The sequence below is a fragment of the Blastococcus sp. TF02-8 genome (assembly GCF_003319175.1).
GTDB lineage: Bacteria > Actinomycetota > Actinomycetes > Mycobacteriales > Geodermatophilaceae > Blastococcus.
On sequence record NZ_QOHK01000006.1, the window covers coordinates 102080 to 128232 of the forward strand.

The window sequence follows — 26153 nt, forward strand, 5'->3', positions numbered from 1 at the left end:
GTGGTCCTGGTTACGGTCGCGACGTGCAGTTGCGCATCTTCACCGAGCCGCAGATGGGTGCGACCTACGACGACCTGCTCGCCGTCGCACGTCGTACGGAGGAGACCGGCTTCGACGCCTTCTTCCGTTCCGACCACTACCTGACGATGGGCGGCGACGGCCTGCCCGGCCCCACCGACGCGTGGATCACCCTCGCCGGGCTGGCCCGCGAGACCCGCCGGATCCGGCTGGGCACGCTGATGACCGCCGGCACGTTCCGACTGCCCGGGCCGCTGGCGATCAGCGTGGCCCAGGTCGACCAGATGAGCGGCGGGCGGGTCGAGCTGGGCATCGGATCCGGCTGGTTCGAGGCCGAGCACACCGCCTACGGCATCCCGTTCCCGTCGCTGGGGGAGCGGTTCGACCGGTACGAGGAGCAGCTCGCCGTCCTCACCGGGCTGTGGCGGACCCCGGTGGGGGAGACCTTCGACTTCGACGGACGCCACTACCGGCTCACCGACTCCCCGGCGCTCCCCAAGCCGGTCCAGGAGGGCGGCGTCCCGATCCTGGTCGGCGGCGCCGGGAAGAAGCGGACGCCGCGGCTGGCGGCCCGCTACGCCGCGGAGTTCAACGTCCCGTTCATGTCGGCCGAGGAGAACGACCGCTTGTTCGCCGGGGTCCGCGAGGCCTGCGACGAGGCCGGTCGGGACCCGTCGTCGCTGGTGTACAGCTCCGCCCTGGTCCTCTGCGTCGGCCGGGACGAGGCGGAGATCGCCCGCCGGGCAGCGGCCATCGGGCGCGACGTCGACGAGCTGCGGGCGCACGGCGTCGCCGGCACCCCCGACGAGGCCGTCGACGTCCTGGGCCGGTACGCCGAGGCCGGTGCCCAGCGGGTGTACCTGCAGGTGCTGGACCTCTCCGACCTCGATCACCTGGACCTGGTGGCGAGCGAGGTGGCGCCTCAGCTGGGCTGAGGGGGCTCAGCCCCGCAGCGAGTGGCCGGGGTCGAGCAGCGGGTGCTGCGGGTGGTCGAGCCAGCGCAGGAAGTCGCCCACCGGCATGGGGCGCGAGATCGCGTAGCCCTGGGCGATGTCGCAGCCGAGGCGGGCGAGGGCCGCGCAGGAGGCGGCGTCCTCCACGCCTTCCACGACCAGCCGCAGGCCCAGGTCGTGGGCGAGCGAGACCGTGTGCCGGACGATGGCCGCGGCGCGCGGGTCGCTGGTGACATCGGCGGTGAGGCTGCGGTCGAGCTTGAGCTCGTCGGCCGGCAGGTGCCGCAGGTAGGCCAGCGAGCTGTAGCCGGTCCCGTAGTCGTCGATCGAGGTGCGCACGCCCCGGCGGCGGAGCTCGGCCAGCACCTGGCGGCCGCGCTCGGGATCGGCCATGAGCGTGTCCTCGACCAGCTCCAGGACCAGCGCCTCGGCGGGGAGCCCGTGCCGGGCGAGAGCGGCGAGGACCTTGTCGGGCAGGTCGACGTCGTTGACGTTGGCCGCGGAGAGGTTGACCGAGACGGGCACCTGGTCGGTCGACCACCACAGCGCTGTGGCGCTCAGTGCCAGGTCGAGCACGGTGTCGGTGAGCTGGCGCAGCAGCCCGGCCTGCTCGGCCGCGGGCAGCAGCTCGGCGGGGGAGAGGAGGCCGCGGACCGGGTGCTGCCACCGGACCAGCGCCTCGACGCCGACGACCCGGCCGTCGGCGAAGCCGACCTGCGGCTGCAGGTGCACCAGCAGCTCGTCGCCGGCCAGCGCGGTCCGCAGTTCCTCCATGGTCCGCAGCCGGTCGCCGCTGCCGCCGTGCGGGTCGGGGACGTACACGTGCACGCCCTCGCCCGCTCCCTTGGCCGCGTACATGGCGACGTCGGCGCAGCGCAGCAGCTCCTGGACCGACGCGGCCGGCACCGGGGCGGTGGCGACGCCGATGCTGACGCCGACGTGCAGCCGGATGTCCTCCACCGGGAAGGGCAGCAGCAGCAGGGAGCGCAGCCGCTCGGCGCGCTCCTGCGCCTGGTCGAGCGTGGCCGAGGGCAGCAGGACGGCGAACTCGTCCCCGCCGAGCCGGGCGAGCAGCTCGCCGGGCGCCAGCGCGGGCAGCAGGCGCGGCCCGATCTGGTGCAGCAGGTGGTCGCCGGCGGTGTGCCCGAGGCTGTCGTTGACCTCCTTGAACCCGTCGAGGTCCAGGAGCAGCAGGGCGGCCGGTTCGCGGGCGGTGGCGGTGCGCAGCACCCGGTCGGCCGCCTTGAGCAGCGCGCGGCGGTTGGGCAGCCCGGTCAGCTCGTCGGTGAGGGCCTGCGCCTTCACCTCGCTGAAGGCGCGCACCTCGCGGAACGTGACACCGGTCCTCGTGACGGCGGTGAGGACGCAGGCGATCGCCAGCCAGGCCGAGGCGTGCGGCAGGTGCCCGTCCCAGCCGATGGTGAGGACGGCGATGCTGGCCATCACGCAGACCAGGGGCAGGGCGAGCAGCCGCCCGCCCAGACGGGTTCCGGTCACCGAGGGGTCCGGGGCCGGTCGCGGCCGTGCGGAGTGAGCGGCGAACGCGACGAACACGATGCCGGCCAGCCAGACCAGCTCGAGCCAGGTGCCGTCGACGTAGGTGCCCTGCACGGTGCGGGCGGTCAGCACCACGTCGCCCACGAGGATGGCGGCGAGGGCGCCCATGACCAGGAGGAGCGTGCGGTCCAGCCGGACGCCGAGGATCGAGCCGACCGCGCCCAGCAGCGCGAACAGCAGCACGTCGGTGCCCGGCAGCACGAGCTGGACCAGGGGCACCGCCTCGCGGCCGGGTGCCGGATCGAGGTAGGGCCCGATGAGGAAGGCGAGTCCGACGGCCATGGTGCCCAGGGCTCCGATGAGCCCGTCCAGCCACATGCTCGGGTGGAACCGCGGGACCCGCGCCCGGATCAGGCCCACCATCACCACGTAGAGCATCACGTACGCCAGCAGCGACAGGACGTCGACCACCAGCAGCGGCGAGGTGCCGCCGCCGTCCGGGCCGGCGGTCCACGAGCGCAGCCCGTTCGCGACGGCGTTGAGGACCAGGGACGCGGCCAGCACCCGCCAGGCGAGCTTCTCGCGCGGCAGCCGCGCCGCCGCGTGGCAGCACGCGACGGCTGCGGGGAAGTAGGCGAGGTTGTACAGGAGGACGTCGTAGACCCGGTCCCAGGTGAGCCCGGCCGGGCGGGGCCCGACCCCGGTGGCGAACAACGCCACCCCGAGCAGGGTGAGGGCGACGAGCACCCCGGAGGACGGCGCGCGCCCGCGCACCGTCGTCCCCTCCTCGCGGCTCACCCGGGTGTCATCGGCGGGTCGGGGCAGGAACTGCAGCTCATCCGGACGGTTCCGGCCCGGAGGGGTGAGGGGCGGCGGGAGAGCGGGCGACGCCGGGCGCGGTAGCATCGGCACCGTGACCGGCCGGCTCCTCCTTCTCCGGCCGTGCTGACCTGATCCGATCGGACAGCACGGCGACCCCTCCTGCGTGAGGGGTTTTTTTCTGCCCGCCGCCGGTACGACCCCCACGGGAGCCACACGATGAGCCAGACCGACCGCCAGCCCGCCGCCGCGTCCTCGGGCGACGGCGTCCCCGCACACCGGTACACGCCGGCGCTGGCCCAGCAGATCGAGCTCGACTGGCAGAACCGGTGGCAGACCGAGGGGACCTTCCACACGCCGAACCCGACCGGGCGGCTCAGCGCGGGCTTCGAGAAGGTCGCCGACCGGCCGAAGTTCTTCGCGATGGACATGTTCCCGTACCCCTCGGGCGTGGGGCTGCACGTGGGGCACCCGCTGGGCTACCTGGGCACCGACGTGACCAGCCGCTTCCGCCGCATGGACGGCGACAACGTGCTCCACTCCATGGGCTACGACGCCTTCGGCCTGCCCGCCGAGCAGTACGCCGTCCAGACCGGGCAGCACCCGCGGGTCACCACCGAGGCCAACATCGCCGCGATCAAGGCGCAGCTGCGCCGGCTGGGCGTCGACCACGACGACCGCCGCAGCTTCGCCACGATCGACCCGGGCTACTACAAGTGGACCCAGTGGATCTTCCTGCAGATCTTCGGCTCCTGGTTCGACGAGGACGCCGGCAAGGCGCGCCCGATCGCGGAGCTGGTGGCGGAGCTCGACGCCGGCACCCGCGAGCCGGCCGCCGGCACCAACCCGTCCGGCCGGCCGTGGGCGGAGCTGGACGAGGTGGGGAAGCGGCAGGTCGTCGACGCGCACCGGCTGGCCTACCTGCACGAGGCGCCGGTGAACTGGTGCCCCGGCCTGGGCACGGTGCTCTCCAACGAGGAGGTGACCCCCGACGGGCGCTCCGAGCGGGGCAACTTCCCGGTGTTCCGGCGGCCGCTGAAGCAGTGGATGATGCGGATCACCGCGTACGCCGACCGGCTGCTGGCCGACCTGGACCGGCTGGACTGGTCGGACTCGGTCAAGCTGATGCAGCGCAACTGGATCGGCCGGTCCACCGGCGCGAAGATCCGGTTCGCCTCCGGCGACCAGACCGTCGAGGTCTTCACCACCCGCCCCGACACGCTGTTCGGCGCGACCTACATGGTGCTGGCGCCGGAGCACCCGCTGGTCGAGGAGCTGACCGCAGCCGCGTGGCCGGACGGCACCGACCCGCGCTGGACCGGCGGCGCGGCCACCCCGGTCGAGGCGGTGCGCGAGTACCAGCGGCAGGCCTCGCGCCGCTCCGAGCTGGACCGCCAGGACGCCGGGCGCGAGAAGACCGGCGTCTGGCTGGGCATCACCGCCGTCAACCCGGTGAACGGCCGCGAGCTGCCGGTCTTCATCGCCGACTACGTGCTGACCGGCTACGGCACCGGCGCGATCATGGCCGTGCCGGGGGAGGACCAGCGCGACTGGGAGTTCGCGCAGGCCTTCGGGCTGGAGATCGTGCCCACCGTCGAGCGGCCCGAGGGCTTCGACGACGCCTCCGGTGCCTGGACCGGCCCCGGCGCGATGATCAACTCGGCCAACGACGAGATCTCGCTGGACGGCCTGGACAAGGCCACCGCGATCGCGCGGGTCACCGAGTGGCTGGTCGCCAACGGCGCCGGCGAGGCGACCACCACCTACAAGCTGCGCGACTGGCTGTTCAGCCGCCAGCGCTACTGGGGCGAGCCGTTCCCGATCGTCTACGACGAGGACGGCCTGCCGGTCGCCGTTCCGCAGTCGATGCTGCCGGTGCTGCTGCCCGAGGTGGACGACTACTCGCCGAAGACCTTCTCCGACGACGACGCCGACTCCGCGCCGGAGCCGCCGCTGTCGCGCGCCACGGACTGGACGACCGTCGAGCTGGACCTGGGCGACGGCCCGAAGAAGTACCGCCGCGAGACCAACACGATGCCCAACTGGGCGGGCTCCTGCTGGTACTACCTGCGCTACCTGGACCCGGCCGACGACGAGCGGATGGTCGACCCGGAGCTGGAGCGCTACTGGATGGGTCCCCGCGAGGCGGGCGACCCCGGCGGCGTGGACCTGTACGTCGGCGGCATGGAGCACGCCGTCCTGCACCTGCTGTACGCGCGCTTCTGGCACAAGGTGCTGTTCGACCTGGGCCACGTGTCCAGCGAGGAGCCGTTCCGCCGGCTGGTCAACCAGGGCTACATCTCCGCCTACGCCTACACCGACGAGCGCGGGTTCTACGTGCAGGCCTCGGAGGTCGTGGAGAAGGACGGGAAGTTCTTCCACGAGGGCAAGCCGGTCAACCGCGAGTACGGCAAGATCGGCAAGAGCCTGAAGAACATGGTCACGCCCGACGAGATGATCGGCGCGTACGGCGCGGACACCTTCCGGGTCTACGAGATGTCCACGGGCCCGCTGGAGCAGTCGCGACCGTGGGAGACCAAGGCCGTCGTCGGCTCGCAGCGCCTGCTGCAGCGCATCTGGCGGGTCGTCGTCGACGAGGAGACCGGCGCGGTGCGGGCCACCGACGCCGAGCCGGCCGAGGAGACGCTGCGGGCGCTGCACGAGGCGATCGACGGCGTCCGCGACGGGTACGCCACGCTGCGGTTCAACATCGCCATCGCCCGGATCACCGAGCTGACCAACCACCTGACGCAGGCCTACGGGGCGACCTCCCCGGTGCCGCGGTCGGTCGCCGAGCCGCTGGTGCTGCTGGTGGCGCCGCTGGCCCCGCACCTGGCCGAGGAGCTGTGGTCGCGCCTGGGCCACGACACCTCGGTGGCCTGGGCGCCGTTCCCGGTGGCCGAGGAGCGCTGGCTGGTCCAGGACACCGTGCAGGTCGCCGTCCAGGTGAACGGCAAGGTGCGCTCGCAGGTCAGCGTCCCGGCCGACGCCGACGCGGCGGCTCTGGAGGCGGCAGCGCGGGCGGACGAGAAGATCGCCGGCTACCTGGAGGGCGCGACCATCCGTCGCGTCGTCGCCGTCCCGGGTCGGCTGGTCAACTTCGTGCTCGGCTGAGCACATCGTCGTCCTCCGGACGACACCGCAGCCACATGCCGTCCCCCAGCGGCACTGAGCTCCACCGTCACGCCTGCGCGGACCCCTCCAGGGCCCGCTCGGCGCGACAAATCGTTTGCTGGTGACGGTAGAACCGAGGCTGTGACTTCTTCGACCACCACCCTCGTGGAGCTCGGCCCGGACGACGCCCTCTTCCCCGCCTGGTGCGAGGTGTGGGCGGCGTCCGAGCGCGCCGACCGGCCCGACGAGGCGCCCCGGCCGGCGGCCGAGCACGTCGCCCTCGGCCGGCAGCTGGTCGAGCCCGGGGGTTCGCGCGACGGGACGCACCGGGCCGCCCTCGTGGGGGACGACGTGGTGGGTGCCCTGCGGCTGCTGTTCCCGCTCAAGGACAACACCGCCACGGCGATCGTCGACCTGGCCGTGCATCCCCACCACCGGCGGCGTGGCGTCGGCGCGCTGCTGCACGAGGAGGCACTCCGGCTGGCCGCGGCCTCCGGCAGGACGGCGCTGATCACCGAGATCGACGAGGTGAACTCCGACGCGCCGGGTGTCTCGTTCGCTTCCGCTCGTGGCTGGACGTGCGACCTGACGGAGACCCGGCGGGACCTGCTGCTGCCGGTCGACGAGCAGCGGCTCGCCGCCCTCGAGGCCGACGCGCGTGCCCGCAGTGCCGGCTACGAGCTGGTCACCTGGCGGGACCGGACGCCCGAGGAGTTCCTGGCCGACCGCGCCCTGCTGGAGCAGCGGATGAGCACCGATGCGCCGCACGGGGACCTGCCCACGGAGGAGGAGCGCTGGGACGGCGAGCGCGTGCGGGAGTACGAGGCCGCGAGCGCCGCCCGCGGGCGCACCCTGCTCTCCGCCGGCGCCGTGCGTGACGGCCGGATGGTCGCCTACACCGATCTGCAGCTGCCGCGCTCCCGCCCGGGGATCGCCCAGCAGGCCGGCACCCTGGTGCTCCGGGAACACCGTGGCCACCGCCTCGGTGCGCTGGTGAAGGCCGCCGTGCTCCGCCGGCTGGCGGTCGAGTTCCCCCAGGTCCGGCGGATCAGCACCTACAACGCCGACAGCAACACTCCGATGGTCGCGGTGAACGAGGCGCTCGGCTTCGTCCCGGCGGGGCGGCTGACCATGTGGTCGCTGCGCCTGGCCTGAGCGGATCAGGCCGGGCGGACGCGGATCAGCTCGTGCCTGCCGTCGACCGTGGAGGCGCCGTTCAGCCGGTGGTCGCAGGGGCGGTGGTGAGGACGGCGTGCACGGCGGCCTCGACCGGGGCGAGGGCGTCCTCGACGGTCACGGGCCGGCCGAGCTCGGCCGAGAGCGAGGTCACCCCGGCGTCGGGGATGCCGCACGGGATCATGTTGGCGAAGAAGGACAGGTCGGGCTCGCAGTTGAGCGCGAACCCGTGCATGGTGACGCCGCGCGCGACGCGGATGCCGATGGCGGCCACCTTGCGCTCGGGGCGGCCGGTGGCCGGATCGCCCGGCAGCCAGACCCCGCTTCGGCCCTGCACCCGGCCGGCGACCACGCCGAACCCGGCGCACACCTCGATCAGCGCGCCCTCGAGCCGGCGGACGTAGGCGACGACGTCGACCGGGTCCGGCAGCGCGACGATCGGATAGCCGACCAGCTGCCCTGGCCCGTGCCAGGTGATCTTGCCGCCGCGGTCGACGTCGACGACCGGCGTCCCGTCGAAGGGCCGCTCGTGCGGCTCGGTGCGGCGGCCCGCGGTGTAGACCGACGGGTGCTCCAGCAGCAGCAGCGTGTCGGGGACCTCGCCGGCGACCCGCTTGGCGTGCAGATCGCGCTGCAGCGCCCAGGCCTCCTCGTAGTCGACCAGACCGGGCCGGAGAACCTCGAGCGTCACGGTCCCAGCCTAGGCCGGGAGCGACACCTCCGACGGGCGGAGAGCGCGCAGCACCGCGCGGGCCGCCCGCGCGCCGCTGGCCATCGCGCCCTGGATCGAAGGCGTGTCCCGGTGGTCCCCGCACACGTAGAGCCCGTCGCCGAGGTCGACCGGACGGCGCAGGTGCAGCGGGGGGAGGGCCGCGGGCTGGGCGCCCGGGACGGTGACCGAGGTGAGGTGCTCGAGGTCGCCGGGCGAGATGCCGTGTGCGGCGGCGATCTCCTCGCGCACGTCGGCCTCCCGCGTCCGCTCCAGCGTGGAGCTGGACACCAGGGCGCGGCCGTCGGGGCTGTAGCGGGGCTGGGCGTCGGAGACGACGGCGGTGTTCACCACCCGGCCCCCGGGCTGCCCGAGCACGAGCAACGGGGAGGGCCAGGGCGACCGGGGCAGCACGTGCAGGTGCGTGGTGACCTCGCGGGGCGCGGCGGCGTCGACTCCCGGGAGCAGCGCGGTCGCTGTCGCCGGATCGGTCGCGACGACGACCGCGCCGGCGGTCCACCTCCCGTCGTCCGTCGTCACCGATCCCGGGCCCACCGCCCGGACGGCGGTCCGCAGGTGCAGCCGCTCCGGAGGGAGACGGCCGGCCAGCTGCTCGCCGATCGCCCGCATGCCCGCGGCGGGCAGACCGGTCGATCCCCGGACGAAGCTGCGCCACAGCAGGTCGACGTACCGGCTGGAGGTGGCCAGCTCGTCCTCGAGGACGACGCCGGCGAGGAACGGCCGGACGAAGCGCTCCAGCGTCGCGTCCCCGACGCCGGCCGAGCGGAGGGCCGCCTCGGCGGTCGTCTCCGGTGCCCGCAGCAGCCGGGCGACGGGCGCGTACCCGGCCCGGAGCGCGTACGCGGCGAGCGCCGCCTTCTCCCGCGGCGACCCGAGGGGGGCGCGCACCGTGCCGACCAGCCCGGTGGGTCGCCGGCGGGGGTCGACGAACTGGTGCACCCGCCCGTCGACCCGCAGCGCGGCGCCGCGCTCGAAGAAGCCGAGGTCCAGGGCCGCGAGGTCGAGGTCGGCGGCGCGGGGATAGCCGGTGTTGAACACCTGGAACCCTCGGTCGACGACGAAGCCGTCGACGTGCTCGGTCGCGACGCGGCCACCGGGGGTGCCGGAGGCCTCCAGCACGTGCACGTCCACGCCCGCGCCGGCGAGTCGCGTGGCGGCGGAGAGCCCGGCCAGGCCCGCCCCGATCACGACGACCTCGGCACGCGGCGTCCTCGACACCGCCCGACGGTAGCGCCGCGGGGGGCCTCCTGGCCTGTGGACAACCAGGGCGCCGGTGCCCGCATCAGGCCTACGGTGCCTGCCATGTCCGTTCCCGCTCCGGTGCCACCCGTGGTCCCCGGCTACACGCTGCAGGCGCTGCTCGGTCGTGGTGGGTCGGGGGAGGTGTGGCGCGCTCTGCCGTGCGGCGGCGGCGCGCCGGTCGCGGTCAAGGTCCTGGTCGCCGGCGACCCGGCCCGCCAGGTGCGGGAGGCGGCGCTGCTCGGCGGGCTCGACCACCCGCACCTCGTCCGGCTGCACGAGGTGGTGCAGCAGCCCCGGGGTGACGGGGGCCCGCGGGTGGCTCTCGTCCTCGACCTGCTCGCCGGGGGCAGCCTGGCCGCGCTGCTCGCCCGGCGGGGGAGGCTCTCCCCGGGAGAGGTGGTGACCGCGATCGCCCCGATCGCGTCGGCGCTGGCGTCCGCCCACGAGCGCGGCGTCGTCCACGGTGACCTGTCGCCCGGGAACATCCTCTTCACCGCCGAAGGTCGGCCCGTGCTGACCGATCTCGGCGTCGGCCGGGTGCTCGGGGAGTCGGCCGCGGTGGAGGTGACACCTGCCTACGTGGACCCGGTCGTCGCCCGGGGTGGCCGGCCCGGCCCGGCGTCGGACGTGTTCGGAGTGGCCGCTGCTGCCTTCCACGCGCTCACCGGCATCGCCCCGTGGAACGCGGCGACCCCCGAGGACCTGCTCGAGCTGGCCGCCGACGGGCACCTGCCGGACCTGGCCGAGCTCGCTCCGGAGGCACCGCGGGAACTGGTGGCGGTGGTCCGGCGGGGTCTCGCGCCGGACCCGCACCTGCGCGGCCCGGCGGCGCAGTTCGCCCTCGATCTGCGGCACGCCGCCCCGGCCGGGCCCGTGGCGCTGAGCGCCGCAGCGGCAGGCGGCCACGGCCGCCCGGACGCGCGCACGGCGCTGACCCACGTGGTGCCCGGCCGTCGGCCGCGTCCGGCGCCGGTGGTCGAGGAGGCCCGGTCCGCGCGCTCGCGGTGGTGGGGGGCCGTTCCGATACGCGGCGTGCTGGTCGCCTCCGCCGTCGTCGTGGCGCTCGCCCTCACCGCCTGGGCCGGAACCCGCTGGGGGAGCGGGAGCGCACCCGCCGGCGGCCGCCCTTCCGAGGCGGCGGCCACCGTCGCGACGACGGCGCGACCCACGACCACACCGACCGGCGACCCGGCCGCCGCCGCAGCGGTCGCCGAGGGGCTCCCGGAGACCGCCACCCCGACGACACCGGCGGAGTGGGAGGCCGTGGTCGCCGCGCTCTACCAGCGTCGCGCGGAGGCCTTCGGTGCCGCCCGTCCCGACGTCCTCGACGCGGTCTACACACCGGCCAGTGCGCTGCTGGCCGCCGACCGCGAGCACGTGGCCGCGCTCGCGGCGGCGGGCGAGCGGCTCAGCGGCTTCACCCCGACCGTGCGCGACGTGCAGCTCCTCACCGCGGCGGACGAGCGGGCCGAGCTCCGGCTCACCGACCGCTGGCTGGACTATCTCGTGGTGCCCGCCGACCGGCCCGAGGGACCGGTCCTCCGCACGGTGGCCGGCCGGCCGGACGCGTCCGTGCACCTGGTGCTGGTGCGGACAGCGGAGGGCTGGCGGATCGACTCCGCCGTCCGTACCGGCTGAGTCAGTCGCGGACGGTGGCTGCGCGCAGAGCCGACTCGACGTCGCCGTGCGTGAAGCGGAACCCGGCCGCGGTCAGGGCCGCCGGCACCGCGCGCTGCCCGGCCAGGACGCCGACGGGGGCGAACTCGCCGAGTGCGATGCGCAACGCGAACGGCGGTACCGCCAGGACGGTCGGCCGGTGCAGCACCCGGCCCAGCGCGCCCGTGAACTCGGCATTGGTCACCGGCGCCGGCCCGGTGAGGTTGACCGGCCCCTCGACCGGGTGGGTCAGCAGGAACCGGATCGCGTCCACCTCGTCACGCAGGCTGATCCAGGGCATGTACTGCTGCCCCGACCCCAGCCGGCCACCGAGCCCCGCGCGGAAGAGCGGCAGCAGCCGGCCGAGCAGGCCACCGTGACCGAGGACCAGACCGGTCCGCAGCCGGACCACGCGCACGCCCGCCCGAGCGGCGGGGACGGTGGCGCCCTCCCACTCGGCGCAGACCCGGGCGAGGAAGTCCTCGCCGCCGGGGGCGGACTCGTCGATCACCCGGTCACCGGTGCCGCCGTAGTAGCCGACCCCCGAGGCGTTGACCAGCACGCGGGGGCGGCCCGGGTCGGCGGTGGCCGCCTCGGCGAGGGCCTGGCTGATCGTGGTGGTGGCGTCCACGCGGCTGGAGAGCACGGCCTGCTTGTGCTTCTCGGTCCACCGGCGGTCGCCGACGCCGACCCCCGCGAGGTTGACGACCGCGTCCACGTCGCTCAGCAGAGCGGAGTCGATCCGCCGGTGCTGCGGGTCCCAACGGTGCTCCTCGGTCGTCCGCGGCGTCCGTCGGACCAGCTGGAGCACCTCGTGCCCGTCCTCCCGCAACGCGGGGAGCAGTGCACTGCCCACGAAGCCGGACGCGCCGGCGACGGCGATCTTCATGCGGCTCTCCTCCCGGGGTGGGCCGGGGCACGGGTGCGGAACGGGCTCGGGGCCCCGGTGGTCACCGGGGCCCCGAGCGGGCGCGTGCCTCAGGCGAGTCCGAGTTCGCCCTCGAACTGACCGGCCTCGAGGCGCTCCTTCACCGTGGTGAGGAAGCGGGCAGCATCCGCGCCGTCGACGATCCGGTGGTCGTAGGTGAGGGCCAGGTAGACCATCGAGCGGATCGCGATGACCTCGCCGAGGTCGGCGTCCTGGACCACGACCGGTCGCTTCACCACCGAGCCGACACCGAGGATGGCGACCTGCGGCTGGTTGATGATCGGGGTGTCGAACAGCGCGCCCCGGCTGCCGGTGTTGGTCAGCGTGAAGGTGCCGCCACCGAGCTCGTCCGGGGTCACCTTGTTGGTGCGGGTGCGCTCGGCCAGGTCGGCGATCTTGCGGGCGATGCCGCCGAGGCTCAGGTCACCGGCGTCGTGGATCACCGGCACGAGCAGGCCCCGCTCCGTGTCGACCGCGATGCCGAGGTTCTCGACGTCGTGGTAGGTGACGGTGCCGGCCTCCTGGTCGATGGAGGAGTTGACCGACGGGTGGGCCTTGAGCGCCTCGATGGAGGCCTTCGCGAAGAAGGGCAGGAAGGAGAGCTTGACGCCCTCGCGCGACTCGAAGTCCGCCTTGGCCTTCTGCCGCAGCCGGGCGATCTTCGTGACGTCGGCCTCGACCACGGTGGTCAGCTGGGCGCTGACCTGCAGCGACTCCACCATCCGCCGGGCGATCACCGCGCGGAGGCGGGACAGCTTCTCCGTGCGGCCCCGCACCGAGGTGTCCGGCATGGCGGCCGGCGACGGGGTGCGGACGCCTCCGGAGGCAGCGGGAGCGGAGGCAGCCGGAGCGGAGGCAGCCGGAGCGGAGGCGGCCGGAGCGGACTTCTGCTCGGCGGCCGCGAGCACGTCCTGCTTGCGGATCCGGCCGCCGACGCCGGTGCCGGACACGGACGCGAGGTCCACGCCGTGCTCGGCGGCGAGGCGGCGCACGAGCGGGGTCACGTACTGGCCGCCACCGCCATCGCCATCTCCCGACGGTGCCGGTGCCTGCGGCGCGACCTGCGGCGCCGGGGCGGACGTGGGAGAGGTCGACGGCTGGGCGCCGCTGGCGCCGTAGTCGCCGCCGGGCTGCGCCGTCGCGGTCGCCGGCGCCGCCGGCTTGGCCTCGGGGGCAGCCTGCGGCTCCTCCTGCTTCGGTGCCTCCTGCTTCGGGGCCTCCTGCTGCGGGGCCGGAGCCGGCGCGGGAGCCGAGCCGCCCCCTGCCGCACCGCTGCCGATGACGGCGAGCTGCGCGCCGACGTCGACGGTCTCGTCCTCGTTGACCGTGATCTCGAGCAGCGTGCCGCTGACCGGCGCCGGGATCTCGGTGTCGACCTTGTCGGTGGAGACCTCGAGCAGCGGCTCGTCGGCGGTGACCTCGTCGCCCACGGCCTTGAGCCAGCGGGTGACGGTGCCCTCGGTGACGCTCTCGCCCAGGGCCGGCATGGTGACCGGGGTTCCGTCGCCGCCTCCCGAGCCACCGCCGGCCTGGGCGGGCGCGGGCGCCGGCTGCTCGGGCGCCGGCTGCTCGGGCGCCGCGTCCTCGACCTGCTGGGCCGGGGTCTCGGGCATGTCGGCGTCGTCCGCGGAGGCGGCGTCGCCACCAGCGGAGCCGCCGCCGTCACCCTCGCCGCCGATGACCGCGAGCTCGGCGCCGACCTCGACGGTCTCGTCCTCGGCGACCAGGATCTTGGTCAGGACACCGGCGGCCGGCGACGGGATCTCGGTGTCGACCTTGTCGGTCGAGACCTCCAGGAGGGGCTCGTCGACGGCGACCTGCTCACCCTCCTGCTTGAGCCATCGGGTGACCGTGCCCTCGGTGACGCTCTCGCCCAGGGCGGGCATGGTGACGGACGTCGGCATCGGGGCAGTGCTCCTTCTGGCGCGGGGTGATGGGGGGAGAAGCAGGTTCAGCCGTGCACGTGCAGCGGCTTGCCGGCGAGAGCCAGGTGGGCCTCGCCCAGAGCCTCGCTCTGCGTCGGGTGCGGGTGGATGAGGCTGGCGACGTCGTCGGCCTCGGCCTCCCAGTTGTAGATGAGCTGTGCCTCGGCGATGAGCTCGCCGACGCGGCTGCCGACCATGTGGATGCCGACGACCGGGCCATCAGGGGCCTGGACGAGCTTGACCGCACCGGTGGTCTTGAGGATCTGGCTGCGGCCGTTGCCGGCGAGGTCGTAGGTGAGGGTCTTCACCTCGCCGTAGCGCTCCTTGGCCTGGGCCTCGGTGAGCCCGACGGAGGCGACCTCCGGGTCGGAGTAGGTGATCCGCGGGACGCCGGCGTAGTCGATGGGGGCCGGCTCCAGGCCCGCGACGCGTTCGGCGACGAGGATGCCCTCGCCGAAGCCGACGTGCGCCAGCTGGAGGGTGGGCACCAGGTCACCCACGGCGGAGATCGTGGGGATGTTGGTCTGCATGTACTCGTCGACGAGGACGTAGCCGCGCTCCATCGCGACCCCGACCTCCTCGTACCCGATGCCGGAGCTGACCGGGCCGCGGCCGACGGCGACGAGCAGCAGCTCGGCCTCGATCTCCTTGCCGTTCTCCAGCGACACCTTCACGCCGTTGTCGGTCGACTGGACGCCGGAGAAGCGGCTGCCGAGCTCGAAGGCGATCTTGCGGCGCCGGAACGCGCGCTCCAGGAGCTTCGAGGAGCTCTCGTCCTCGAGGGGGACGAGGTGGGGGAGGGCCTCGACGATCGTGACGTCGACCCCGAAGGACTTCCAGGCGCTGGCGAACTCGCAGCCGATGACCCCGCCGCCCAGGATGATCGCCGAGCTGGGCACCCGGTCGAGGTTGAGCGCGTGGTCGCTGGTGATGACCTTGACGCCGTCGATCTCCAGGCCGGGCAGCGAGCGCGGGTAGGAGCCGGTGGCGAGCAGGACGTGCCGGCCCTCGTAGCTGCGGCCGTCGACCTCGACGGTGGTCGGGGAGGTCAGCCGGCCCTCGCCCTCGACGTAGGTGATCTTCCGGGCCTTCACCAGGCCCTGCAGCCCCTTGTAGAGCTTGGAGATGACGCCGTCCTTGTAGGAGTTGACGCCGTCCATGTCGATACCGGCCAGTGAGGTCTTGACGCCGAACTGCTCTCCCTCGCGGGCGAGGTCGGCGACCTCGCCCGCGTGCAGGAGCGCCTTGGTCGGGATGCAGCCGCGGTGCAGGCAGGTGCCGCCGACCTTGTCCTTCTCGATGAGGACCACGTTCAACCCCAGCTCCGACGCGCGGAACGCCGCGGCATACCCACCGGAGCCACCCCCGAGGATGACCAGGTCGGCGGGGGAGGCGGGTGCGCTCACGGGTGCTCCTCAGGTGCGTCGGGCGGCGACCCCGCTCGAGCGGGCGGGGGCTGGGGCCCATCCTGCCACTCCGGGAACGACCTGGCCGGGACCACCGTTGCTCTCGCGAGCGTCGGGGTGATCGCCCCTGATGTCCGGTACCGAGGGAGGCGGCCATGGGTCTGTTCGACCGGTTGCGCGGACGCGGCACGCGGGGGCGCGGGGCGGGCGGGAGCGGCCGGCCGGCGACCCTGGACCGGGGGTCGGAGCGCGCCGACCTCGCCCACCTGGAGCAGTTCGTGGGCACCCGCCGCGGCGTCGAGGGCTACGTGGAGCCGCGGACGGCGGTCACCGAGACGACGATCGTGCTGGTGGCTGCCGACGGCGAGTGGACGCGTCGTCGGATCGCCGGTCCCGAGGTGGCCCGGAGGCTCTCCCGGGAGCTGTCGATCCCGGTCTACGACGCGCAGGTCACCGGCTACCCCCGGCGCATGCGCGACTGGACGTCGCGCCGGAACCACGACCACCCCCGCTGACGGGCGGTTCGTGCACTTCTCGCCCGGCGAGAAGTGCACGAACCGCCCCGTCAGTCGGCGATGAGGGCCTCGATGGTGGCCAGCAGGGTGCGCACGGGCACGCCGGTGCCGCCCTTGGGCGTGTAGCCCCAGGGACCACCGGTGTTGTAGCTCGGCCCCGCGATGTCGATGTGCGCCCACGGCAGGCCGGACGGGACGAACTCGGCCAGGAAGTGCCCACCGACGAGCATGCCGCCCATCCGGTCGGCGTTGGCGTTGACGAAGTCGGCCACGGTGGAGTCCAGCCCGCGGCGCAGCTCGGGCGGCAGCGGCATCGGCCACATGCTCTCGCCGCTGCGCTCCGAGGCGGCGACGACGGCGGCGCGCATGTCGTCGGACCCCATGACGCCGGCCGTCCGCCCGCCGAGGGCCACGAGCTGGGCGCCGGTGAGGGTGGAGGTCTCCAGCAGCACGTCGGGCCGGTCCTCGGCGGCGCGGGCGATGGCGTCGGCGAGCACGACCCGGCCCTCGGCGTCGGTGTTGGTGATCTCGGCCTTCTTCCCGTTGCGGAAGGTGACGACGTCGGCCGGCCGGTAGGAGGTGCCGCTGGGCAGGTTCTCCGCGATCGGGACGGTGGCGGTGACCTCGACCGGCAGGCCGAGCTGGGCGACGAGGCAGACGGTGGCGATCACGGCCGCCGCCCCGGCCATGTCGCTCTTCATGTCCTCCATCTTCGCGGCGGGCTTGATCGAGATGCCGCCGCTGTCGAAGGTGATCCCCTTGCCGACCAGCGCCACCTTCTTGCGCGCCCCCGAACCGGCGTAGGTCAGCCGGAGCAGTCGCGGCTTGCGCGAGGAGCCGCCGCCCACGGCGAGGATGCCGCCGTAGCCACCGGCGGCCAGCGCCTCCTCGTCGAGGATCTCGGCGGACAGGCCGAGCTTCTCGCCGGCGGCGGCACCGCGGGCGGCGAGCTCGGCGGGGAAGAGGTCGTTGGGCGGGGTGTTGACCAGGTCGCGCACCAGGGCGACGGCGTCGGCGACGGCGCGCACCCGGCGCAGCGCCGTCTCCGCGGCGGCAGCCCCCGGCACCACGACGACGAACTCCTGCGGCGGGGTGAGCCGGTTCGCGGGCAGGTCGGACTTGTACGCGGTGAACTCGTAGGCCCCCAGCAGCGACCCCTCGCCCACGGCGTGCAGCCGGTCGGCGTCGGGAGTACCGCCCACGGCGGCGAGCAGCGTCACGACCGTACGGCGCCCGCGCAGGGAGCGGCTGGCGGCACCGGCGGCGCGGCGGACGGCCTCCGGCGCATAACCACCGGAGGCGTCGGGGGCGCCGAGGCCTGCGACGGCGACGACCGGGAACGGGCCCTGACCGAACGAGGGGAGGCGGGTCACCTCGTCCTCGCCGCCCTTCGCGCCGAGGTCGGCCAGCGCCGCGAACAGCCGGCCACCGAGCAGGCGGTCGACGGCCTCGGCGCCGGGCGTCGGGAGCAGCCCGTCGGGCCCCTTGCCGACGGCGACGACGACGGCGTCGGCGGTCAGCTTCTCGAGCGGTTGATCGGTCGCGGTGATCGTCGGGAGCACCGGCCGATCGTACTCAGGCACGGTCCTCACTACGGTGACGGCCGTGACCCCGCTGACCTCTCCTCTGCACGACCGGCACCTCGCCGCGGGCGCCAAGCTCGCGGACTTCAGCGGGTGGTCGATGCCCATCGAGTACGCCGGCGGCGGGGTCCTGGCCGAGCACACCGCCGTCCGCGAGGGTGTCGGGTTGTTCGACGTCTCGCACCTGGGCACCGGCACGGTCCGCGGCCCGGGCGCCGCGGCGTTCGTGGACGCGTGCCTGACCAACGACCTGTCCCGCATCGGCCCGGGCCGGGCCCAGTACACGCTGTGCTGCGTGCCGGACGGTGAGGCGCAGGCCGGCGGAGTGATCGACGACCTGATCGCCTACCTGCACGGACCCGACGACGTGCTGCTCGTGCCGAACGCGGCCAACGCCGGCGAGGTGCTGGGCCGCCTGGCCGATGCCGCGCCGGCAGGCGTCGCGGTCGAGGACCGGCACACCGAGGTCGCGGTCCTCGCCGTCCAGGGCCCGCGGTCGCTGCAGGTGCTGGAGCTGCTGGGCCTGCCGGGCGAGATCGGCTACATGTCCTTCGTGACCGGCACGGGCGGCGGGACGGCGGAGGTGACCGTCTGCCGCACCGGCTACACCGGGGAGCACGGCTACGAGCTGCTGGTCGCGGCCGACCGGGCCGGCGAGCTCTGGGACGCGCTGCTGGAGGCCGGCGCGGACCTCGGGATCCGGCCGTGCGGGCTGGGTGCCCGCGACACGCTGCGCACCGAGATGGGGTACCCGCTGCACGGCCACGAGCTGTCGCGCGACATCTCACCGGTGCAGGCCCGAGCCGGCTGGGCGGTGGGCTGGGCGAAGCAGGCGTTCTGGGGTCGGACGGCCCTGACCACGGAGAAGGCGGCCGGTCCGGCGCGGTCGCTCCGCGGGCTGCGGGCGACCGGCCGGGGCATCCCGCGCCCGGGCATGGCGGTGCTGGACACCGACGGCAACCGGGTGGGGGAGACCACCAGCGGCACCTTCTCCCCGACGCTGCGGACCGGGATCGCGCTGGCGCTGCTGGACACCTCCGCCCGGATCGTCGACGGCGCCGAGCTCGCCGTCGACGTCCGGGGCCGGCCGCAGCCGGTCGAGGTGGTCGCGCCGCCGTTCGTGGCCTCGCACGTCCGCTGAGGCCGGGCTACTTCCTCGTCGGGTCGCTCGCGTGCTCGCCCGGCTCCGGCGACTCGGGGAGCGTGTCGGCGACGACCGCACCGCGGGTCCCCATCGGCTCGGGATCCCCGTCGGTGGTGTCCCGGGCGGTCTGGTGCTCGGCCTCGGCGTTGATCTCCGCGCCCAGCAGGACCAGGTAGCAGGTCAGGTACAGCCACAGCATCAGGACGATGACCCCGGCGATGGCGCCGTAGGTCTTGCCGTAGGACCCGAAGTTGTCGACGTAGATCGCGAAACCGACGCTCACCAGGGCCCAGATCACGGTGACGACGACGGCGCCCAGGCTCACCCAGCTGAACCGCGGCGCGTCCCGGTCCGGGGCCACCCGGTAGAGGACGGCGAGCGCGCCCGCGAACACCGCCAGCAGCAGCACCCAGCGCGCGACCTGCGCCAGGACGGTGCCCACGACGCCGAGCGGCAGCGCCTCGATCACCGACGGGACGACGGCCACCAGGCTGAAGGTGATCAGCACGAAGACGATCGCCCCGATCGTCAGCGCCAGCGAGAGCAGCTTGAGCTTGACGAAGTTCCGGGCCTCGACCTCGTCGTAGGCGATGTTCACCGCCGTGATCACGTTGCCCACGCCGCCGGAGGCGCTCCACAGCGCGGCGAGGATGGAGACCACCAGGCTGATGCTCAGCGCGCTGCCGCTGTTCTCGATGATGGAACGCAGCTGTTCCTCGATCAGGTTCGCCGCGTCCTGGGGCAGCTGGGCGGAGAGGTCCTCGACCTGCTGGGCCACGGTCTCCTCGGAGGCCACGAGGCCGTAGATGGAGATCAGGGCGATCAGCGCCGGGAAGATCGACAGGAAACCGAAGAACGCCACTCCGCCGGCGATGATCGGCATGTTGTCGGCCTTGTTCTCGGCCCACGCCCGCTTGACGATCTGCTTCCACCCGCTCCACGGGATCTGGGTGGGCTTCTCCGCGTGGATGCCGGGGAGCTGCTCGGGCGAGGGTGCCTCGGGCGGCAACCGGTCGGGGTCGGGCCGCGAGCCGGTGCGGCGGGCCGCCTCGGCCGCGGCGGCCCGCCGCGCCGCCTTCTCCTCGACGCGCTGGCGGATGCGCTCGACGGCGCTCTCGTGCTGCCGGGTGCCGGTCACCTCTAGTCGCCGGGCCAGGCGCCGGTCAGCTTGGTGAAGCCGCGGGCGCCGGCGCGGTCGATCGCGGCCTTCGTGGCGGCGAAGATCGCACCCTGGATCGCGGCGGCCAGCACGACCTCGCGCATCGGGTACTCGCTCTGCAGCGCCGACGGCGCGTCGTCCTCGTTGGAGACCGCCTTCCAGATCTGCTTGAAGACGATCCCGCTCAGGGACCCGGCCAGGATGCCGCCGATCAGGCCGATGGGCCGGTAGGCGAACTTGGCTCCCTTGCTCAACGCTTCCTCCTCCTCGTGGCGCGCGCGGCGCGCCGCTTCCGAAGCACGACGATGCCCGTGACCAGCCCGGCGACGGCCAGCAGGCCGGCGATGGTCAGCGGGGGGCTCTCGCGGTAGGTCTCCACCGCGGTGTCCCGGGCTCGCAGCGCACTCTCCTTGGTGCGGGCGGGGACGTCCAGCCGGTGGGTCAGCTCGTCGACGGTGCGGCCCAGCTGCTCCCGCGTGGCATCGATGTCGGCCTTGATCGCGTCGACGTCGGTGGGTCCGTCGGCGCCGTTCGCCGGGGTGCTCACCGGGCCACCCCCCGCTTCACCGCGGCGATGTCCTCCTGGACGCTCGCCAGGGTCTCCGTCGGCAGCGGCGGCGCCGCCTGCTGCACGTCCTTCTTGCCGACCAGCGCGAGGACGCCGGCGACCGCGAACAGCACCAGGGCGACGGCGATGGCCGCCAGCCAACCGGGCATCACGTTCGCCAGGCCGAGGATCGCCGCGGTGACGAGGGCGCCCAGGCCGAGCGCGGCGAGCAGTCCGGCGCCGCCGAAGAGACCGGCGCCGATGCCGAGCCGCTTGGCCTTCTGGGTCACCTCGGCCTGCGCCAGGCGGACCTCGTCGCGCACCAGTCGGGTGACGAGGTCGGGCAGCGCGCCGATCAGCTCGCCGGTCGAGGCGGTGGCGGGGTCGGGTGGCGGCGTCTGCGCGCGGGTGGCGCCCGTCGTGGGCTGGGGCGTGGCGGTCATCGGTCCTCCGGTGGGCGGGTCGGTGGACTGCCATGCCCCTCCGCACGCGCCGGAAACCGGCGGATGGATCACAGGCGGGCAACGGTGCCCGGCCCGCTAGCCTCGCCGTCATGAGCTGGCACTGGCGCTTGGAGGACCCGGCCGGATCGACCCTGGAGCCGGCGACGGTGGGGGTGGACGTGCCGGAGGAGGACAACCAGGGCGACGCGGAGTCCTGGCTGGGGGAGAACTGGCGGGAGCTGCTCGACCGCGGCGTCGCGACGGTGACCCTGTTCGACGGCGACCGGAAGGTGTACGGCCCGATGGGGCTGTCCGCGACGTGACCCTCAGGTAGAGCCTGAGGGTCACGTCGCGCAGGTCAGAAGCCGCGGGCGGTCTTGCCCGGGTCGCGTTCGACCGTGTCGCCCAGGACCTCGTCGATCCGTGCCAGCACGTCGCCGTCCAGGGTCACCCCGGCCGCCTCGACGTTGTCGTGCACCTGCTCGGGCCGGGTGGCGCCGATGATCGCGGCCGCCACGTTGCGGTTCTGCAGCACCCAGGCGAGGGCCAGCTGCGCCATCGACAGCCCCAGGTCCTCGGCGATCGGGCGGAGGTCCTGCACGCGGGCGAGCAGGTCGTCGCGCATGAACCGCTGCATCGACTGGCCGGCCTCGGCGTGCCCGGCGCGGCTGTCGGCCGGGGGCTGCTCGCCCGGCCGGTACTTGCCGGTCAGGATGCCCTGCGCGAGCGGTGACCAGACGATCTGGGAGACCCCCTCCTTCTCCGACGTCGGCACGACCTCGGGCTCGATCACCCGCCAGAGCATGGAGTACTGCGGCTGGTTGCTGATCAGCTGGATGCCGAGCTCCCGCGCCAGGCTCGCGCCGGCGGCGATCTGCTCGGCGTTCCACTCCGAGACCCCGATGTAGAGCGCCTTGCCCTGGCGGACCAGGTCGGCGAAGGCCGTCATCGTCTCCTCGAGCGGCACCGTCGTGTCGTACCGGTGGGCCTGGTACAGGTCGACGTAGTCGGTCTTCAGCCGGCGCAGCGAGGCGTGCGCGCTCTCGATGATGTGCTTGCGACCGAGCCCGCGGTCGTTCTGCCCGGGGCCGGTCGGCCAGTAGACCTTGGTGAAGAGCTCGATGGACTCCCGGCGCACCCCGCTGAGGGCCTCGCCCAGGACGGTCTCGGCGCGGGTGCCGGCGTAGACGTCGGCGGTGTCGAAGGTGGTGATGCCGGCATCGAGGGCGGCACGCACGCAGGCGTTGGCCGCGTCCTCCTCCACCTGCCCGCCGTGGGTGAGCCAGTTGCCGTACGCGATCTCGGAGATGGTCAGGCCGGAGCGGCCGAGGCGTCTGAATTCCACGGTGGACGACGTTAGAGGAGGGCCCCGGCGCCCACGGTGGTCCCGTCGGGGACGAGGCGTGCACCGAGCGCCGCCAGGCGGTCGGCGAGCAGGTGGGCCGGCGGGTTGTGGTGGCTCAGGTGGACGGCGACGACGTCGGTGGCTGCGGTGACCGCACCGACCGCGCGCAGCCGGTCCAGCTGGTCGGGGAACGTGCTGAGGTCCAGGTGGCCGGTGCCGTGGTCGAGGTGGTCGCCGAACGTCTCCTCGAGCAGGACGACGTCGTAGGCGGCACCGCGGGTCGCTGCGATGGTCCCCTCGGGCAGGGGGCCGGTGTCGGTGGCGTAGAGCAGCCGCCCGCCGTCCGGACCGGTGACGTCGAACAGCACGGTCGCCACCTCGTGGGCCGCGGCCAGCACGCGGACGGAGTAGCCGTGCCGGTCGATCCGGTCGCCCGCTGCCAACGGCACGAGTTCCACCGGGTCGTCGGGTGCCAGCCACGGGCGCACGGCGTCGAGCACCGGTGGCGGCCCGGCAACGGTCAGCGGCTCGTGACGGCGCACCCACTGGCGGGCCAGCAGCACCAGCGGGGCGCAGTGGTCGGCGTGGTCGTGCGTCACCAGGACCGCGCCGACCCCGCCCAGGAACACCTCGGGCGGTGGCGGCGCGGGGGAGAGGTCCAGCAGCAGCACGTCGTCGACCAGCGCCGAGGTCGGACGTCGGGTGGTGCCCCGGCGGCGGGAGTCGGCGCACGAGGGGCACCCGCACCAGGGGTTGGGCCAGCCGTCGGCCGACCCGGTGCCGAGCAGGGTGACGCGCATGGGTGCGGGCGCCGCCGGAGGGCGGCTCAGACCTGGGCGCCCAGCTCGACCTCGGGCTTCGGGAACCGCCAGCGGCGGATCATGGTCGAGCGGCTGATGCCGTACCAGACCAACCCCCGCATCGTGTGCTTCCCGTCGGGGAAGCGGCTCGTGACCGCGGCGCGGATCTTGCGGCCGAGGACCACCGAGTCGATGACCAGCAGGACGAAGAAGCCCAGCAGCACGAAGGTGGAGTAGCTCTTGACCGCCAGGCTCGGGACGAAGGTGCCGACCAGGGCGACGGCGGCCACGGCGAGGAACAGGCTGCCGATGTTCCGGCGGCTGTCGACCACGTCCCGGACCAGCTTGCGGACCGGACCCCGGTCGCGGGCGGGCAGGTAGGCCTCGTCACCGCGGGCGGCGCCCTGGCGGCGGGCGGCGTTCTGCTCCCGGAGGCGCTGGTAGGCCTCCTTGCGCGTGGTGGGCGGCGGCGGGGGCGGACCCTGCCGGCGGCCCTGGGCCTCGGCGCGCTTGGGCGTCGGGCGGCCCTTCCCGCTGGCCTGGAGCCGCTGCTCGGTCAGCTCACCGGCGTCGCTCGAGGGAGCGGCGGGCGTCTGGTCGGGGTCGCGGCGGCCGGTCAGGCGGAACTTCACGGCTGGGAAGTCTACGGGTGTGAGCCATCAGGCCCCGTGGATCGGCGTCGGCGCCGTACAGTGGGGGTGCACGGGAAGAGGTGCCGTCCCGGCGGCGTTCGTCCGCGAGGGAGTGCGCGTGCGCGGACACCTCGGAGGGAGAGGACAGGAATATGACGGTGCAGGACACCGCGGCCACCGGCGTCGTGCTCAGCGACCCCGCGGCCGCCAAGGTCAAGGCGTTGCTGGACCAGGAGGGTCGTGACGACCTGCGGCTGCGCATCGCGGTCCAGCCCGGCGGTTGCTCGGGTCTGCGGTACCAGCTCTTCTTCGACGAGCGGTTCCTCGACGGCGACCAGACCTACGACTTCGGTGGCGTCGAGGTGATCATCGACCGGATGAGCGGCCCGTACCTGGGCGGCGCGACCATCGACTTCGTCGACAGCATCGAGAAGCAGGGCTTCACGATCGACAACCCCAACGCGCAGGGTTCCTGCGCCTGCGGCGACTCGTTCAACTGAGCCCGGACGCACACAGCGCCCGGTTCCCCGCACGGGGGACCGGGCGCTGTCGTGTCCGGAGGAGCTACAGCCGGACGGGGTAGACCGTCGCCGGGATCTCGGGGCGGATCCGCCCCTCGACGAAGATGCCGTGCCAGATCATGAAGACCAGCAGGGTCCACAGCTTGCGCGAGTAGTCGACCGGGGAGCCCGACCGCTGGTTGGCCCGGTGTGCGTCCAGCATCGCCAGCACCTGGGACCTGTCGAGCCACTCCTCGGTGCCGCTGTCCTCGATCACCTGGCGGGCCCAGTCGTGCAGGTCCTCGGCCAGCCAGTGCCGGGTGGGTACCGGGAAGCCCAGCTTGCGGCGGTTCAGCACGTGCGCCGGCACGATCTGCTCCAGCGCCTTGCGCAGCGCGAACTTCGTCGTCTCCTTGGTCACGCGCTGGTCCACCGGGATCGTGGACGCGACCCGGAAGACCTCGGGGTCCAGGAAGGGCACCCGGAGCTCGAGCGAGTTGGCCATGGTCATCTTGTCGGCCTTGACCAGGATGTCCCCGCGCAGCCAGGTGAACAGGTCGACGTACTGCATGGCGGTGACGTCGTCGTAGCCGGCGGCCCGGGTGCGCTCGTAGAGCTCGCGGGTGACCGTGACGTGCGAGAGGTCGGCGTCGCGGGTCCGCAGGAAGCCGAGCTCGTCGTCGCGGAAGAGCCGGGCGTTGCCGTAGTACCGCTGCTCGAGCGGGATGGACCCGCGGCGCAGCAGGTCCTTGCCGCGCATGCCGTCGGGAAGGCGGGTCGACAGCGCGCCGAGCGCGCGGCGGATGCCGCGCGGCAGCTTCTCGAAGGCCGCCAGCGACAGCGGCTCGCGGTAGATGTTGTAGCCGCCGAAGAGCTCGTCGGCCCCTTCGCCGGAGAGCACGACCTTCACGTGCTTCCGGGCCTCGCGGGCGATGAAGTACAGCGGCACGAGCGCGGGGTCGGCGACCGGGTCGTCGAGGTACCAGACCACCAGCGGGATCGACTCGGCGAACTCCTGCGGTGTCACCACCTTGGTGATGTGCTCCACGCCGATCGCGGCCGCGGACTCCGCCGCGACGTCGATCTCGGAGAAGCCCTGGCGCTCGAAGCCGGTGGTGAAGGTCAGCAGCTTCGGGTTGTAGCGCTTGGCCAGGGCGGCGATGGCCGTGGAGTCGATCCCCCCGGAGAGGAAGGACCCGACGGTGACGTCGGCCCGCATGTGCACGCGTACCGAGTCGTCGAGCACGTCGGCGATCCGGTCGTAGAGGGCCTGCTGCTCGTCCTTCGCGACCGGGCGGACCGGGAAGGTCGGGTGGAAGTAGCGCTTCGTCGTCAGCTCGCCGTCGGCGACGGTGAAGCTCGTGCCGCTCTCGATCCGGCGGATGCCGCGGTGCAGCGTCGCCGGCTCGGGAACGTACTGCAGGGTCAGGTAGTGCTGCAGGGAGGCGGGGTCGACGCCGCCGGCCGCCGCGCTGCCACCCAGGAGCTCCAGGACGGCCTTCTTCTCGGAGCTGAAGACGAGCCCGCCGTCGGCCAGCCGCGCGGTGAACAGCGGCTTGATGCCGAACGGGTCGCGGGCACCGAAGACCGTCTTCTCCTGGGTGTCCCAGATGAGGAAGGCGAACATGCCGCGGAGGCGCTCGACGACGCCCTCGCCCCAGACGGTGTAGCCCGCGACGATCGCCTCGGTGTCGCCCTCGGTGGCGAAGGTGGCCCCGGCCGCCTTCAGCTCCTCGCGCAGCTCCAGGTAGTTGTAGATCTCGCCGTTGAAGACGATCCGGTAGCGGCCGTCGGCGTAGGACATCGGCTGGTGGCTGTGCTCGATGTCGATGAACGACAGCCGGTTGAACCCGAAGACGGCGCGGTCGTCCCACCACGCCTCGTTCTCGTCCGGGCCGCGGTGGCGGACGCAGTTCTGCGCCGCCCGCACCGCCTCGACCGTGCCGTCGTCGACGCGGTCGGCGTCGGTGGAGAAGTAGGCGATCAGGCCACACATGAGGCGCGCGACTCCGGGGTCGTTG

23 protein-coding genes are annotated in these 26153 nt (G+C 73.7%); 8 read left to right on the plus strand and 15 right to left on the minus strand.

Features of this window, described 5'->3' with window-relative positions; translation table 11 throughout:
• Positions 1-23 precede the first annotated feature (23 nt).
• Positions 24-953, plus strand: a complete 930-nt coding sequence (locus DQ237_RS13420) for an LLM class F420-dependent oxidoreductase (protein ID WP_113800642.1) — start codon at positions 24-26, stop codon at positions 951-953.
• Between the two features lie 6 nt (positions 954-959).
• Here DQ237_RS13420 and DQ237_RS13425 read toward each other — a convergent pair whose 3' ends face one another.
• Positions 960-3266, minus strand: coding sequence for a bifunctional diguanylate cyclase/phosphodiesterase (locus tag DQ237_RS13425; protein ID WP_240619618.1), 2307 nt, complete (start codon positions 3264-3266; stop codon positions 960-962).
• A gap of 240 nt (positions 3267-3506) precedes the next feature.
• On the opposite strand from DQ237_RS13425, the gene leuS reads away from it, so the two are divergent.
• Together leuS and DQ237_RS13435 are read left to right on the plus strand one after the other, a co-directional pair.
• Positions 3507-6401, plus strand: a complete 2895-nt coding sequence (gene leuS / locus DQ237_RS13430) for a leucine--tRNA ligase (RefSeq protein WP_113800643.1) — start codon at positions 3507-3509, stop codon at positions 6399-6401.
• A 141-nt stretch (positions 6402-6542) separates the two neighbouring features.
• Entirely contained in the window at positions 6543-7556 is a 1014-nt protein-coding gene (locus DQ237_RS13435; RefSeq protein WP_166509612.1) for a GNAT family N-acetyltransferase, read from the plus strand.
• A 61-nt stretch (positions 7557-7617) separates the two neighbouring features.
• Here the strand turns inward: DQ237_RS13435 and lipB are convergent, their stop codons facing one another.
• Complete coding sequence (gene lipB / locus DQ237_RS13440; protein WP_113800645.1) at positions 7618-8268, minus strand: lipoyl(octanoyl) transferase LipB; 651 nt, start codon at positions 8266-8268, stop codon at positions 7618-7620.
• Between the two features lie 9 nt (positions 8269-8277).
• Positions 8278-9525, minus strand: coding sequence for an NAD(P)/FAD-dependent oxidoreductase (locus tag DQ237_RS13445; RefSeq protein ID WP_113800646.1), 1248 nt, complete (start codon positions 9523-9525; stop codon positions 8278-8280).
• An 84-nt stretch (positions 9526-9609) separates the two neighbouring features.
• Here DQ237_RS13445 and DQ237_RS13450 point away from each other — a divergent pair, with 84 nt between their 5' ends.
• Positions 9610-11187, plus strand: a complete 1578-nt coding sequence (locus tag DQ237_RS13450; protein ID WP_113800647.1) for a serine/threonine-protein kinase — start codon at positions 9610-9612, stop codon at positions 11185-11187.
• Between the two features lies 1 nt (position 11188).
• On the opposite strand, the gene DQ237_RS13455 is transcribed toward DQ237_RS13450, so the two are convergent.
• The 3 genes from DQ237_RS13455 to lpdA all read right to left on the minus strand — a co-directional run bounded on the left by DQ237_RS13455 (position 11189) and on the right by lpdA (position 15464).
• Positions 11189-12094 carry a TIGR01777 family oxidoreductase gene (locus tag DQ237_RS13455; RefSeq protein WP_113800648.1) on the minus strand — a complete coding sequence of 302 codons (906 nt, stop codon included), beginning with the start codon at positions 12092-12094 and terminating at the stop codon, positions 11189-11191.
• An 89-nt stretch (positions 12095-12183) separates the two neighbouring features.
• Positions 12184-14037 (minus strand): 2-oxoglutarate dehydrogenase, E2 component, dihydrolipoamide succinyltransferase, encoded by a 1854-nt coding sequence (gene sucB, locus DQ237_RS13460; protein ID WP_113800649.1) that lies wholly within the window; start codon positions 14035-14037, stop codon positions 12184-12186.
• A gap of 47 nt (positions 14038-14084) precedes the next feature.
• The gene (gene lpdA, locus DQ237_RS13465) at positions 14085-15464 is read right to left on the minus strand and encodes a dihydrolipoyl dehydrogenase (protein WP_113800650.1); all 1380 of its coding nucleotides are present in this window, start codon (positions 15462-15464) and stop codon (positions 14085-14087) included.
• 155 nt (positions 15465-15619) lie between these two features.
• Here lpdA and DQ237_RS13470 point away from each other — a divergent pair, with 155 nt between their 5' ends.
• Positions 15620-15979, plus strand: coding sequence for an oxidoreductase (locus DQ237_RS13470; RefSeq protein WP_205730212.1), 360 nt, complete (start codon positions 15620-15622; stop codon positions 15977-15979).
• A 50-nt stretch (positions 15980-16029) separates the two neighbouring features.
• Here DQ237_RS13470 and DQ237_RS13475 read toward each other — a convergent pair whose 3' ends face one another.
• Positions 16030-17562, minus strand: coding sequence for a leucyl aminopeptidase (locus tag DQ237_RS13475; RefSeq protein WP_240619619.1), 1533 nt, complete (start codon positions 17560-17562; stop codon positions 16030-16032).
• A 22-nt stretch (positions 17563-17584) separates the two neighbouring features.
• Between DQ237_RS13475 and gcvT the strand changes: the two genes are divergently transcribed.
• Positions 17585-18703 (plus strand): glycine cleavage system aminomethyltransferase GcvT, encoded by a 1119-nt coding sequence (gene gcvT, locus DQ237_RS13480; protein ID WP_113800800.1) that lies wholly within the window; start codon positions 17585-17587, stop codon positions 18701-18703.
• A 7-nt stretch (positions 18704-18710) separates the two neighbouring features.
• Here the strand turns inward: gcvT and DQ237_RS13485 are convergent, their stop codons facing one another.
• The 4 genes from DQ237_RS13485 to DQ237_RS13500 are packed head-to-tail and all read right to left on the minus strand — an operon-like array spanning position 18711 to position 20855.
• Positions 18711-19844, minus strand: coding sequence for a YihY/virulence factor BrkB family protein (locus DQ237_RS13485; RefSeq protein ID WP_113800652.1), 1134 nt, complete (start codon positions 19842-19844; stop codon positions 18711-18713).
• A gap of 2 nt (positions 19845-19846) precedes the next feature.
• Positions 19847-20119, minus strand: a complete 273-nt coding sequence (locus tag DQ237_RS13490; RefSeq protein ID WP_113800653.1) for a DUF4235 domain-containing protein — start codon at positions 20117-20119, stop codon at positions 19847-19849.
• Positions 20116-20412 (minus strand): DUF3618 domain-containing protein, encoded by a 297-nt coding sequence (locus tag DQ237_RS13495; RefSeq protein WP_113800654.1) that lies wholly within the window; start codon positions 20410-20412, stop codon positions 20116-20118. The genes DQ237_RS13490 and DQ237_RS13495 overlap by 4 nt, the downstream gene beginning before the upstream one ends.
• On the minus strand, positions 20409-20855 hold the full coding sequence (locus DQ237_RS13500) for a phage holin family protein (RefSeq protein WP_113800655.1): 447 nt from the start codon (positions 20853-20855) through the stop codon (positions 20409-20411). The genes DQ237_RS13495 and DQ237_RS13500 overlap by 4 nt, the downstream gene beginning before the upstream one ends.
• Positions 20856-20965: 110 nt before the next feature.
• Between DQ237_RS13500 and DQ237_RS13505 the strand changes: the two genes are divergently transcribed.
• Positions 20966-21178: a hypothetical protein gene (locus DQ237_RS13505; RefSeq protein WP_113800656.1), complete on the plus strand. Its 213-nt coding sequence runs from the start codon at positions 20966-20968 to the stop codon at positions 21176-21178.
• A gap of 35 nt (positions 21179-21213) precedes the next feature.
• Here DQ237_RS13505 and DQ237_RS13510 read toward each other — a convergent pair whose 3' ends face one another.
• The 3 genes from DQ237_RS13510 to DQ237_RS13520 are packed head-to-tail and all read right to left on the minus strand — an operon-like array spanning position 21214 to position 23632.
• A complete protein-coding gene (locus tag DQ237_RS13510; RefSeq protein WP_113800657.1) occupies positions 21214-22200 on the minus strand; it encodes an aldo/keto reductase family protein in 987 nt (328 codons plus the stop codon).
• Between the two features lie 11 nt (positions 22201-22211).
• Positions 22212-23000 carry an MBL fold metallo-hydrolase gene (locus tag DQ237_RS13515; RefSeq protein ID WP_113800658.1) on the minus strand — a complete coding sequence of 263 codons (789 nt, stop codon included), beginning with the start codon at positions 22998-23000 and terminating at the stop codon, positions 22212-22214.
• A gap of 26 nt (positions 23001-23026) precedes the next feature.
• Complete coding sequence (locus DQ237_RS13520) at positions 23027-23632, minus strand: DUF3043 domain-containing protein (RefSeq protein ID WP_113800659.1); 606 nt, start codon at positions 23630-23632, stop codon at positions 23027-23029.
• A 152-nt stretch (positions 23633-23784) separates the two neighbouring features.
• Between DQ237_RS13520 and DQ237_RS13525 the strand changes: the two genes are divergently transcribed.
• Positions 23785-24132 carry an iron-sulfur cluster assembly accessory protein gene (locus tag DQ237_RS13525; RefSeq protein WP_113800660.1) on the plus strand — a complete coding sequence of 116 codons (348 nt, stop codon included), beginning with the start codon at positions 23785-23787 and terminating at the stop codon, positions 24130-24132.
• A 64-nt stretch (positions 24133-24196) separates the two neighbouring features.
• Here the strand turns inward: DQ237_RS13525 and asnB are convergent, their stop codons facing one another.
• Entirely contained in the window at positions 24197-26128 is a 1932-nt protein-coding gene (asnB, locus tag DQ237_RS13530; protein WP_113800661.1) for an asparagine synthase (glutamine-hydrolyzing), read from the minus strand.
• Between the last annotated feature and the right edge of the window lie 25 nt (positions 26129-26153).

Coding starts and splice junctions, on each gene's coding strand:
- leuS (WP_113800643.1), top strand. CDS start 3,507: ATGAGCCAGACCGACCGCCAGCCCGCCGCCGCGTCCTCGGGCGACGGC.
- DQ237_RS13450 (WP_113800647.1), top strand. CDS start 9,610: ATGTCCGTTCCCGCTCCGGTGCCACCCGTGGTCCCCGGCTACACGCTG.
- DQ237_RS13455 (WP_113800648.1), bottom strand. CDS start 12,094: ATGAAGATCGCCGTCGCCGGCGCGTCCGGCTTCGTGGGCAGTGCACTG.
- sucB (WP_113800649.1), bottom strand. CDS start 14,037: ATGCCGACGTCCGTCACCATGCCCGCCCTGGGCGAGAGCGTCACCGAG.
- DQ237_RS13470 (WP_205730212.1), top strand. CDS start 15,620: ATGGGTCTGTTCGACCGGTTGCGCGGACGCGGCACGCGGGGGCGCGGG.
- DQ237_RS13500 (WP_113800655.1), bottom strand. CDS start 20,855: ATGACCGCCACGCCCCAGCCCACGACGGGCGCCACCCGCGCGCAGACG.
- DQ237_RS13505 (WP_113800656.1), top strand. CDS start 20,966: ATGAGCTGGCACTGGCGCTTGGAGGACCCGGCCGGATCGACCCTGGAG.
- DQ237_RS13515 (WP_113800658.1), bottom strand. CDS start 23,000: ATGCGCGTCACCCTGCTCGGCACCGGGTCGGCCGACGGCTGGCCCAAC.
- DQ237_RS13525 (WP_113800660.1), top strand. CDS start 23,785: ATGACGGTGCAGGACACCGCGGCCACCGGCGTCGTGCTCAGCGACCCC.
- asnB (WP_113800661.1), bottom strand. CDS start 26,128: ATGTGTGGCCTGATCGCCTACTTCTCCACCGACGCCGACCGCGTCGAC.